The organism is Streptomyces sp. Act143, assembly GCF_003143935.1.
Classification (GTDB): Bacteria; Actinomycetota; Actinomycetes; order Streptomycetales; family Streptomycetaceae; genus Streptomyces.
Genome location: NZ_QFRX01000001.1, coordinates 3,351,640 through 3,363,071, shown reverse-complemented (window position 1 = coordinate 3,363,071; position 11,432 = coordinate 3,351,640). Strand labels below are relative to the sequence as shown.

Genomic DNA, 11,432 nt, shown 5'->3' with positions numbered 1-11,432 from the left:
ACTCTCCGTACCGTCGAACAACCCCATGGCGCACCGCGCATCGGGGCGGTTGGTTCACATGTATCTCTTCATCGTAATGTGAGTACTACCGCGTCCGCGCTGGGGTCGGACACACAGGTCGGCAACACATGCCGGAAACACACGTATCGTCCGTCGGTGCGGTGGCGGTCAGGCGAGCGGAAGGAGAGAACATGCCGGATTTCGACGTGGTCTTCGACTACGAGTTGCTGAACACACTGGCCAAGGACATGGACCGGGCCCAGGACCAGCTCGCAGACTCCCGGCTGCTGGGCCGCGGCAACTTCTTCGACGAGGCCGCCCTCGGCGACGGCTTCAAAGCCGTCAACCACTTCCTCTTCGACTGGATCGGCCCCTTCGAGAACGCCAGGGAGCTGCTGAAATCCCTCGGCGAGACCTATCGGTTCGTGGCCCAGCGGATGTTCGAGCAGGACGCGGGTTACGCGGCCAGCGCCACCGCCCAGCAGCAGGGCCTGATGCACAACGCCTGGAAGATGAACAAGGACTCCTACGAGTTCTGGAAGTGGCTGACCGAGCACTCCATCACCGTCCACGCCTGGGACGACAAGGGGCACGAATACCTCAAGGAGCAGAAGCTCGCCGACCCCAACGCCCCGGACGCCCCCAGACCGCCGGGCTACGAGCCGACCCTCTACGACTACACGCACGACGGCGACGGCACCGACAATCTGCACCACGAGGCACACCTCACCTATGACTCCGACGGCAAGGTGACGTCGACCGACACCACGATCGACGACGGGGAAGGCGGCCTGAAATACCACGAACACACCGACTACGGGCCGAACAACAGCTACACGACGACGATCACCCACAGCGACGGCTCGAAGACGGTCATCGAGGTACACGGCAACACGGACGGCACCGGGACCAGGGACATCACCAACACCGACAAGGACGGCAAGACCACCGACACGTCGAGCTGGACCGGCACCGGCCTGGGCGGCGACCACCCGGACCCGAAGTGGACCAACAAGGACCCGGACGCCACTGACACCGACGGTGACGGCAAGGACGACAAGAGCGACGGCGGCACGCAGCACTCGAACACCGGCGTCGGCAGCACCTACTGACACACCCGCGGACACCTCTCAAAGGAACCCACATGCCCAGCAACAACGTGCAGCTCCAGTACGGCCAGATCGATACCGTCGCCACTCAGTTGAACAACGCGGTGACGAACATCAACCCGCAGCTGCTGCAGTTGAAGGCGTCGGTGGACACCCTGCTCACCGACGGTCTGTGGCTTCAGCAGACCAGCCCGGAGATGCAGCGCGCCTACGAGCAGTTCACCGGTCAGCTGACGCAGATCGTCACCAAGATCGAGGACTTCGCCAAGCAGTTCACATCGATCAAGACCCAGATCGACGACATGGACCGCACGATGGCCGCCCAGATCAAGGGCCCGAACTAGTGACACTGCAAACGTGAGGAGGGGGCGCCGCTCGGAGCGGCGCCCCCTCCTGCGTCGTGCCCGTCAGCGGGCGTCGGCGGCCACGGTCTCCGGCACCAGGACGGTCACCAGGGACCCCGCGTCATCGACGGTGAAGGCCCGCCCGGGAACCCGGTTGACGCGGACCACGTTGTGCGGCAGCCGCAGGCCCAGGACGTCGCCCTCGCTGATGGTCTGCGGGGACAGCAACAGGCCCTTGCGGGATCGCCGTACCTGGCCGATCCAGGTGCTGAGCGGCGACACCAGCGCCTCGCCGGGTCCAGCGATGGCCAGGCCGACGGACCGGTCGCGGCCGGAGGAGGCGATATCCCGCAGCATGCCGTCCAGCGGCGACATGGCCAGCAGGTCGGCGTCGTCCACCATGACGACCGCGACGCCACCGACCGCCTCCAGCGCGGTCCGCAGCTCCTCCTCGCCCGGGGCGGGCGACGACAGCACCATCGCCTTCGGATGACCTGCCAGCCCACGCAGCGGCGACTCCCTGGGAGTGATGGCCACTACGCCCGTCCCACCGCGCAGCAGAGACGCGGCCAGGGACAGCAGCGCGGTGCTGCGGCCGGACCCGGGCGGGCCGACGATCGTGTACGTCGAGGCGACGCCGGCGAAGTCGACCCACACGGGGGCCACGTCGTCGCCGCCGAGGCCCAGCATCGCGGTCAGCGGGCCGCGCGGGGCCGCGCCGATCCGGCCGTACGCCTCCTGGAAGCCGATCGTCATCGGCAGGGTCTCCACGCGGGCAGGTCGCGCCGACGCCGGTACGCCCAGGTCCCGGGCGGTCGCCTCGGTGCCGATCTTCTGCAGCGCCTCGGCCTGCTCCGCGCCGCTGAGGCCGCCGGGCAGCACGGCGACCTGGAGCTCACCACCGGTGTCGGTGCGGAAGCCGCGACCGGCCGGGATCACGGAGGGCACCTGCTCGCGCGGGATGCCGTTCATGGTGTAGTCGCCGATGTCGTTCATCCGCAGCAGCAGCTTGTTGTCGTTGAGCGCCGCGATCCGCCCGCCCATCAGGGCCCGTTCGGAGGTGGCGACGACGTGCACGCCGACCGCCGCGCCCTCCCGCAGCAGCATGCCGACCTGGTTGACCATGCGGCCTTCCTCGATCTCGCCGATCAGCGCGCTGAGCGTGTCCCAGCCGTCGATGAGCAGCATCAGGTGCGCGGGGCGCCGGCTCGGGGGCAGCGTCGCGCGCAGTTCGGTGATGTTGCCGGCCGCGTGCGCGGTCATCAGCTCTTGGCGGCGCACGAGTTCGGCGGTGAGCCGGTTGAGGAGGCGGCCCAGGCGTTCCAGGTCGGCCCGCGGCACCACGGCCCCGGTGTGCGGCAGCGCGGACAGCGCCGACAGTGCGCCACCGGCCGCGTCGACCGCGTAGAAGTGCAGATCGGCGCAGGAGTTGGCGCGGGCCAGCGCGCTGGCCATGGTGCGCAGCGTCTGGGAGCGGCCGGAGCGCGGCATGCCCAGGACGAACAGGTGGGAGAAGGTGTTCAGGTCGAGGAACACCGGTGGCTGTGCCTGGAGTTGCGGCAGGTCCTCGCGGGCCCAGGCGACCGGGACCAGTCGTCCGTCGTCGGTGGGGGCGGCCGGTTGCGGCAGGTCGGACAGGGTCAGGGTGTCGACCAGTGGCGGCAGCCAAGGGCTGGGCTGCGGCTGGTGGCCGTACTGTTCGGCCGCCTGTACGAGCGCGTCGACCAGGGCCATCAGATCGGTCGGCCCCTCCTCGTCGTCGGGGAAGGCGAACTCGTCCTCGGTCTCCTGGGGTGCCTCCACCGGGCGGCCGAGGCCCTGCCAGGACAGTGGAGTCGTCCACACCCCGGTGTCGTCGTCGGGGAGTTCGACCTGCCGCTCCGCGGGTTCCACCCCCTCGGCCAGGTCCTGCGGGCGCGCGGCACCGACGTAGGCGGTTTGGAAACTCATCGCCGAACGGTGCCCGGTGCGGACCAGGGCGCGTCCCGGTGTGGCCGCGGAGATGCTCGCGGCGTCCGGTACGTCCAGCACGTCGGTGCTCTCGGTGGCGTCGGTGACGCGCAGCGAGATCCGCAGGTTGGTGTTGGCGCGGATGTCGCTGGTGACCACACCGGCGGGCCGCTGGGTGGCCAGCACCATGTGCAGGCCGAGGGAGCGGCCGCGCTGGGCAATGCCGACGAGGCCGGGGATGAAGTCGGGGATCTCCCGGGCGAGGGTGGCGAACTCGTCGATGACCAGCAGCAGTCGGGGCATCGGCGGCAGGTTCGGGTCACGGCGGCGCAGGGCCCGGTACTCGGGGTGGTCCTTGGCGCCCGCCGCGGCGAGCAGGTGCTCTCGGCGGACCAGTTCCGCGGTGAGCGAGGCGAGCGCGCGCTGCACGAGGTGGCTGTCGAGGTCGGTGACCATGCCCAGGGTGTGCGGCAGCCGCACGCAATCCTTGAAGGCGCTGCCGCCCTTGTAGTCGACCAGCACGAAGGTCAGTTCGTCGGGGCGGTTGACCGCGGCCAGCGAGGCGACGAAGGTCTGCAGCAGCTCGGACTTGCCGGAGCCGGTGGTGCCCGCGATCAGGGCGTGCGGGCCGTCCTTGACCAGATCGAAGGCAATCGGCCGGTCGAAGCCCTGCCCGACGAGCGCGGACGTGGAGGCCGGGCGGCGGCTCCAGCGCCGGCCCACCTCCTCTGCGGTGGGCGGTTCCAGGTTCAGCAGGTCGAGCAGCGAGACGCTGTCGGGCAGTCCGCCGCCGGCGTCGGGGGTGACGTCGTGGACCGGGGCGATGCCGCGAGCCAGGCGCTCGGCCCACTCGGCGGTGACGTAGTCCGGGCGGATGCCGGTGGTGTCGGGCAGGCCGGTGCGGCGCAGCGTGAGGGTGTCCGCGGCGATGGACACCACCGCGCTGGCCTCCTCCGGCAGCATGCGCTCCTCTCGGTCCAGGCACAGCAGGTGGATGCCGCGCAGCGGCCCCTCCTTGAGGACCTGAACCATGCCGGGGACGTCCCGAAGTTCACGCGCCCCGTCCAGAACGACGAACACGTCGGGCTCGCTGAGCAACGCGCCGCGCATCGTGGCCTGCTGCGCCTGGTTGCGGTTGCGGATGACGTTGATCAGCTCGGTGACCCGGTTGGCGACGGTCTCGGGGTCGTTGCCGAGCAGGATGACGGGGGCGTTGTCCTGGGAGGCGGACAGGCCGGAACGGGCGTGCGGCAGCCAGCGGGCCCACTCCCACGCGTCGGCGGCCTTGCTGTCGGTGAGCACACAGATCTTCAGGTCGCGCGGGCTGTGCAGGACGGCCGCCTGCGCCACCGCCCAGCGGGCCAGTGCCCGGGCGGGTTCCTCGGGACCGGCGACACCGACGACCTGGCTGCCGGCGAGGTCCACGCCGATGGGCATGTCGGGGATCTGCCAGTGGGCGGTGCGGTGGTTGTCCTCGCGGGAGCCGTCGTCGATCTGCAGCAGCGACTGCTGCTGGGTGGTGCCGATCCGCAGGACGAGGTTGTCGGGGTCGGACGGCCGGCGCTCCCACAGCCGGGCACCGGGTCCTACGGCCATCAGCCCGACGACCGCCGGGTCCGGCGCGGAGGCGACGCGCACCCGCCGCTCGTGCTCCACCTTGGCCCGTACGTCCGCCTCCAGCGAGGCGCGGCGCAGCCGGTAGTTGGCGACGCCTTCCAGATATTCCTTGCGCCCGCCACGCCGGCCGCTGATCCAGCTGCCGATGGCCAGGACCGGGCTGAGCACCATGAACATCAGGTAGAGGAAGGAGTGGAAGAGCCACACCATGGCGACGCCCATGAACATCGGCGCGATGATCACCAGGAAGGACAGGGGTCGGCGCTTGGGAGGTTCGGGCGGGCCGGGCAGCCGGAAGGTCTCCGGCTGGAGCGGGGGCAGCAGGCGCGGCGGCCGGTTGAAGTCCAGGCTGGCCTTCGGCGAGGCCACCACGGCGGCGTCGGCCAAGGTGGGCCGGACCGCGCGCAACAGGTGCTCGCCGACGACGAGTTCACCGTCCAGTTCCCAGGGCGTCCAGCCGCGCGGCAGCCCGTCGTCCTCCTGCTCCTCGGGGCCGGGGTCGGGTTCGGGGGGCAGTGCCACCACGTCCGCGCGCGGTCGCGGCGGCGGCGCCTCGGGAAGCGACAGCCGGACCTGAGCGTCGTCCTCGGGCAGCACGGCGAGGACCGTGCCGTCCGGACGCACTGCCAGCCGCAGCCCTTCCTCGGGCACGCCTCTGCCGGTGAGCGGCACGGAGCTCCCGGTCCGGGGCCCGATCAGATGGGTGCCGATGCCGAGTTGGTACACCTGCCCGGCCTCCGGGCCACCGATCACCTGGATCTCGACCACGGGGGCGGAGCCGGGTGCCTTGGGCGTGGGCATGGCGTCGCGGGAGGGGCCGTAGACCGAGGCGGCGTCGGCGACGGGCCGACCCAGGCCGAGGGTGCTGCCGTCCCGGATCCCGGAGGAGGCCAGAGCGAGGTCGGGATCGAGCAACCGGTCGCCGAGGTAGAGCGGGATGTCCTGCTCGGCGGCGACCGCGTCCGGCTCTTCCTCGGGGGCGGCCCCCCGGTGCGCGGCCGACAACTGGGCGGCGAGCCTGCGGACGGGGGTGGCGGCGGCCGCGTTGACGAGGACGTCGCGTTGCTCCCGCGCCTGGTCGTCCACGGTGGTGACGAGGAACTTCACGACTCGTTCCGCCTTTCGGCTCGGGGGTTCTCGAAGGGCTCTGGGTCACCGGTTCCGGCTCCGGCCGCCGAGGCCCCGCTGATCTCCGGCTCGGCGAACAGGTCACGGATGGCCGGGGCCAGGGGTTCCGTGACCACGGGCGCGGTGCGACCGACGACGACGGGGGTGGCGGTGGCCCCTGTGGTGGCAATGGTCTCAGCGGCGGGGGACGCCCCTGGTCGGGTACCGGACCCCACAGGATGCGGCACCGGGCGATGCCGCTCCGGCCCCGCGGCGGGGAACTGCGGACCAGCAGGTGGCCGTGGACCGGCAGGCCGCCGCGGCCCCGTCGACCACGTGGCCCCGCCCGTCGACGGAACCGCGCCGCCCGCCGGCCCCTCGTGGCGCGGCCTCCGCGTACTGCCCCTGCGGGCAGCGCGGGCGACGGCCGGACCGAGCGGCGCGGCGTCGGTCTCGATGCCGAGGCCGGGGGTCTCGGTGCGACCGCGCGAGTTGACCCGGATCTCCCAGCGGTGGACCGAGACCGGCCCGACCACCACGGCGCACAGCGGTCCGGCAGCGGCCAACTCGGCCAGCCGTGCCGCCTGTTCGTCGTCCGGCGCCGCGCACACCACGACCACCGGCCGGGTGCGGTCGGACATCAGGTACACGAGGGAGTTCAGCAACTCGTCCAGATCGGGACCGTCGAAACGGGGGTGCACTCCGCGCGCCACGAGCACGTCGGCCGGGCTGCCGGGCAGGTCGAGGTAGGCCGCGACGGCCTGGACGAAGGCGCGGATCGCCCGGCGTTCGCCGTAGGCATTGAGGATGCGGGGCCCGCGCAGGAGGTCGAGGAAGACCACGCCGTCGTCGCTCAGTCCGAGCGGCACGAGCACCCGGCCGGTACCGGGCGACAGCCCATCGCCGGCCTCTGCGTCCGGCGTTGCCCCTGCCGCATCCGTGTCCTCCGCCTCCGGTAGCGGCGAGCGCTCGGCATCGACGGCGGAGGCGTACCAGAGAAGCGGATCGTCGTCGGTCTCCCACGGATGCCGGGGCTGCGGCAGGCTTCGGCCCGCGACGGACACGGCGACCTCGCCGTCGCTGCGCCGGGTGGCGGGCCGGACCGCGACCGCGAAGGCGAAGGCCTGGGGCGCGGTGGGACGGACGGCGGCGTCGACGCCGTCGAGTGCGTGCCGGGCGACGCTCACGGGTCCGTCGGACGACAGCAGCCGGGTGAGTCGTCGTACGGCGGCTCGGAAGCGCAGGAACTCGCGTACCGGCTCGGAGAAGGCCTGGCGGGTCAGGCGGACCTGCCGGGTCAGCCGGCGCCAAGCCCGGCGTCGGCCGCCCTGCCTGCGCACCAGCCAGCGCACCAACAGCCAGACCAGCAGCAAGAGTTCGGCCAGTGCGAGGATCAGGGCACTGGCACCCGAGTCCCAGGAGAGGGCGAGTGTCCGGTCGGCTTGCGCCACCGTTGTCCAGGCTTCCATCGGACCTGCCTGATGGATGTGCACGAGAACCCCTCGATAAGTCGCCGACCGAAGAACGACCAGGTGTCTGAAGGGCTACGACACATATACCAGGGGGGTGCTCACTCACCCCGGCCCTATGGCCGCCCCGGCCGCACAGGTGTGACCGCGACCGTCTGCCGCCGCTGTCACCGTCGAGTCTAAGCGGAAACATGTCCTTTGCAGGTGCGGCCGGCCCGGCGGGGGGTCCGGGACGGCCGCTGTGCCCCCCACGCCTCAGCCGCGAGAAGGGCATCTGTACGGAACAACGGAACCGGGTCGCGAAAGGTTCACACCCACCCGCTGTGCAGGACGTGCCGGTGGCAGACACATATGCTCTTCGGCGACATGTCATGATCACCCGCTCACACTCACCGAGGACGAGACCGACGTGAACGACTTCCATCCCGGCCGCAGGCGCCTGCTGAAGATGTTCGGCCTGGGCGCCACCGCGACCACGGCGGCGATCCTCCAGGCCGATCCGGTGCTCGCGGCGACCCTGGGGTACGACGAGAAGACCGGGGTCTCCCCCGCCACCTACCGGGCCCCCAAGGGGCTGGCGCAGAACACCGCGGCCAAGCAGACCGCACTCGACTGGATCACGGCCGAGCAGGACGCGATCACCCGGCTCAGCGACGAGGTGTGGCAGCACGCGGAGCTGTCGCTGCGCGAGTGGAAGTCCTCCCTCGCGCACGCGAAGTTACTCCAGGACAACGGCTTCACGGTCACCTGGGGCGCGGGCGGCTTCCCGACCGCGTTCGTCGCCACGTACGGCACCGAGGGCCCCGTCATCGGCTTCAACGCCGAGTACGACGCGCTGCCCGGCCTGTCGCAGAAGAAGGGCGTGGGCACCCACGACCCGCTGGTCTACAACTACGACGCCTACGGCCCCACGTACGGTGCCGGTCACGGCGACGCCCACAACGCCCTCGGCGCGGGCGGCACCGCCGCCGCCATCGCGGTCGCGCGGGCGATCCGCGCCCACGGCCTGAAGGCCACCGTCAAGCTGTTCGGCAGCGCGGGCGAGGAGCAGCTGGTCGGCAAGGCGTACGCGGTCAAGGCGGGCGTCTACGACGGCCTCGACGCCTTCCTGGACTGGCACCCCTTCAACATCACGGTGCCGTTCTGGAACACCACCAGCGCGCTGATATCGGCCACCTTCACCTTCCTCGGCGCCTCCGGCCACGGCGGCACCCCGCTGGGCAACAAGTCCGGCCTGGACGGCGCCCTGCTGATGGCGACGATGTCGGAGTACCTGCGGGAGAAGAACGTCGCCCCGTCCGGCCGCTTCCACTACGCGATCATCAACGGGGGCGGCGCCCCGAACGTGACCCCGGACATGTGCTCCATCTGGTTCTTCGTCCGCGAGGGCAGCCCGGCACGCGCCAAGGTGCTCTACGACAAGATCGTGGAGTGCGGCAAGGCCGCCGCCCAGGCCAGCCAGACGCGCCTGGTGCACAAGTTCCACTCCGCGACGTGGAACCTGCTGGCCAACAAGGCCGGCGCGGAGCTGCTCAACGACAACATGCGCCAGATCGGTGCCCCGCGCTTCACGGACGCCGATCACGCCCTGGCCAAGGCGGTCCAGAAGTCGCTGGGCAAGCCCGAGGTGGGCATGCCGACCGACCTGACCCCGCTCGCTCCCCCGGCGGCGGCCTACACCGGCGGTCTGGCCACCGACACCGCCGACATCAGCTGGCAGGCGCCCACCGCCGTGCTGCTGTCCGCGGCCTACCCGCCCGGCATCCCGAACCACAACTGGGGCGCCACGGCGACGGCGGCCACCAACATCGGCCACCAGGCGCTGCTGTCCGCCGCGCGCTATCTGGCGGCGGGCGCGATCGACCTGATCGAGCAGCCCGACCTGCTGGCCGCGATGAAGCAGGAGTTCCAGGACCGCACCGAGGGCGTCGAGTGGGCCTCGATGATCCCGGACGGCAACCAGCCGCCGCTGTACGAGCCACCCGGCGAGTTCCTGAAGGCGACAGGGCAGTCCTGGCCGCCGAAGGGTGTGACCTGGCCGGTGCCGCCGATCGTGTCCACCGAGCAGCTGGGCGGCACCGGCCCCGCCCTCGCGCCGGTGACCTGACGGCACCGCGTCCCGCACACCCCTCCGCCCGTGGTCGTCGCGCCCCCGCGACCGCGGGCGGAGGTCTTGGGTGACTTACGTCAGACCACCCCGGGGCGGGCGGGACACCTGAGCCGGTGTCCGGTCGGCCGTTGACCGTCAACTGACCGATGTGCGAGGAGCGCGCCCGGCAAAGAGTGGTGCACACAGACTTCGTTCCACGGAGGGGGAACTCCTGTCATGCACCGTGATCAGTCACCCCTGCGGGCGCGTTCGGCGCCCGAGCTCGTGCCCTCGCTGTACCTGGATGTCGACCAGATGGTCGACGAGTTCACCCGGCAGCCGATCACCGCGAAATTCCGGTTCGACCCGGACATGCCGGCGGTGATCGCAGTCGAGTTCATGGCGGAACGAGGGCCGGCGCTCGTCTGGCGCATCGGCCGCGAGCTGCTGCACCGCGGCCTGACGGCGATGAGCGGCAACGGCGACGTACGGATGTGGCCGATGGCGCCCGGAGAGCGGGCCTCGTCCTGGCTGCTGCTGGAATCGGCGGAGGTGGACACCCTGTTCGAGGTCCCGATCCCGCCGCTGGCGGACTGGCTCGACGCGACGTACCGCGTCACCTCCGCCGAGGCGGAGATGGCCGGTCTGGACTGGGACGGCTTCCTCAGGGAGCTGCTCGACGAGCCGGGAACGGACTCCGAGTGACCGTGGCCCGGCCCACACGGGGATGACTTGCCCCGCCTTGCGTCACCTGTCAGAGTGGTGACGCACAGAGTTTCCGTCTGACGACACACCTGTGCCGCAGGCCGCACGTGTGCGGCGGACGAGGAGGACCGAAGTGAGGACCAGCAACCCATTCCTGTCCCGCTGGGACAGCGCCGGTGACCCCGGCCGCACCGCACGCGCAGGCCGACCGGTGGGCGCGACAGTCGGCGGCGGACCGGCCGGCGACTACACCACCAACCCCTACGCCCCGGGCGCGGACACATCCCTGCGGACCGGCGGCAACGCCGTCACCATGGACGACGTCGTCGTCCGCACCGCGACGACGCTCGGCACCGTGGTCCTCACGGCCGTCCTGTCCTGGCTCCTGCTCCCCGTCGACGAGGCGAACGTCGGCCACTCCTACGGCCTCGCCGTCGGCGCCGCCCTCGTCGCGTTCGTCCTGGCGATGATCCAGTCCTTCAAGCGCACACCGGCACCGGCCCTGATCCTCGGCTACGCGGCGTTCGAGGGCGTGTTCCTCGGCGTGCTGTCCAGCACCATCTCCACCTACATCGCACCCGGTGTCGTCGTGCAGGCGGTGCTCGGCACCTTCGCGGTGTCCGCGGGGGTGCTCATCGCCTACCGGATGCGCTGGATACGCGTCACCCAGCGGTTCGCCGGCTTCGTCGGCGCCGCCGCGACCGGCTTCGTCCTGCTGCTCCTCGCCGACGTCCTCTTCTCGGCCTTCGGCGCCGGGGACGGCCTCGGCTTCCACAGCGGCGGCCTCGGCATCGTCTTCGGCCTCGTCGGCATCGTGCTCGGCGCCGCCTTCCTGGCCCTGGACTTCAAGCAGGTCGAGGACGCCGTCGCCTACGGCGCCCCGCGCGAGGAGGCATGGCTGGCCGCCTTCGGTCTCACCACGACCCTGGTGTGGATCTACCTGGAGGTGCTGCGCGTGCTGTCCCTCTTCAACAGCGACAACTGAGTCTTCTCCGGGGAAGGGGCACGCGCGGCGGCGCGTGCCCCTTCGGCATGTCCGCGC

The 11,432-nt window shown here is 71.2% G+C and carries 7 protein-coding genes; 5 read left to right on the top strand and 2 right to left on the bottom strand.

Features of this window, described 5'->3' with window-relative positions; genetic code table 11:
- Positions 1–191 precede the first annotated feature (191 nt).
- Both DI272_RS14920 and DI272_RS14915 read left to right on the top strand, forming a co-directional pair.
- A complete protein-coding gene (locus DI272_RS14920) occupies positions 192–1,112 on the top strand; it encodes a hypothetical protein (RefSeq protein WP_109495843.1) in 921 nt (306 codons plus the stop codon).
- Positions 1,113–1,144: 32 nt separating this feature from the next.
- Positions 1,145–1,453, top strand: coding sequence for a WXG100 family type VII secretion target (locus DI272_RS14915; protein WP_109495842.1), 309 nt, complete (start codon positions 1,145–1,147; stop codon positions 1,451–1,453).
- 63 nt (positions 1,454–1,516) lie between these two features.
- Here the strand turns inward: DI272_RS14915 and DI272_RS14910 are convergent, their stop codons facing one another.
- Both DI272_RS14910 and DI272_RS14905 read right to left on the bottom strand, forming a co-directional pair.
- Positions 1,517–6,127 carry an FtsK/SpoIIIE domain-containing protein gene (locus DI272_RS14910; protein WP_109495841.1) on the bottom strand — a complete coding sequence of 1,537 codons (4,611 nt, stop codon included), beginning with the start codon at positions 6,125–6,127 and terminating at the stop codon, positions 1,517–1,519.
- Positions 6,124–7,596: a hypothetical protein gene (locus tag DI272_RS14905; RefSeq protein WP_146238330.1), complete on the bottom strand. Its 1,473-nt coding sequence runs from the start codon at positions 7,594–7,596 to the stop codon at positions 6,124–6,126. The genes DI272_RS14910 and DI272_RS14905 overlap by 4 nt, the downstream gene beginning before the upstream one ends.
- A gap of 409 nt (positions 7,597–8,005) precedes the next feature.
- On the opposite strand from DI272_RS14905, the gene DI272_RS14900 reads away from it, so the two are divergent.
- The 3 genes from DI272_RS14900 to DI272_RS14890 all read left to right on the top strand — a co-directional run bounded on the left by DI272_RS14900 (position 8,006) and on the right by DI272_RS14890 (position 11,375).
- Positions 8,006–9,703: an amidohydrolase gene (locus DI272_RS14900; RefSeq protein WP_109495839.1), complete on the top strand. Its 1,698-nt coding sequence runs from the start codon at positions 8,006–8,008 to the stop codon at positions 9,701–9,703.
- A 219-nt stretch (positions 9,704–9,922) separates the two neighbouring features.
- Positions 9,923–10,390 (top strand): SsgA family sporulation/cell division regulator, encoded by a 468-nt coding sequence (locus tag DI272_RS14895; protein WP_109495838.1) that lies wholly within the window; start codon positions 9,923–9,925, stop codon positions 10,388–10,390.
- A gap of 133 nt (positions 10,391–10,523) precedes the next feature.
- On the top strand, positions 10,524–11,375 hold the full coding sequence (locus tag DI272_RS14890) for a Bax inhibitor-1/YccA family protein (protein WP_109495837.1): 852 nt from the start codon (positions 10,524–10,526) through the stop codon (positions 11,373–11,375).
- Positions 11,376–11,432: the final 57 nt, after the last annotated feature.

Coding starts and splice junctions, on each gene's coding strand:
- DI272_RS14920 (WP_109495843.1), top strand. CDS start 192: ATGCCGGATTTCGACGTGGTCTTCGACTACGAGTTGCTGAACACACTG.
- DI272_RS14915 (WP_109495842.1), top strand. CDS start 1,145: ATGCCCAGCAACAACGTGCAGCTCCAGTACGGCCAGATCGATACCGTC.
- DI272_RS14905 (WP_146238330.1), bottom strand. CDS start 7,596: ATGGAAGCCTGGACAACGGTGGCGCAAGCCGACCGGACACTCGCCCTC.
- DI272_RS14895 (WP_109495838.1), top strand. CDS start 9,923: ATGCACCGTGATCAGTCACCCCTGCGGGCGCGTTCGGCGCCCGAGCTC.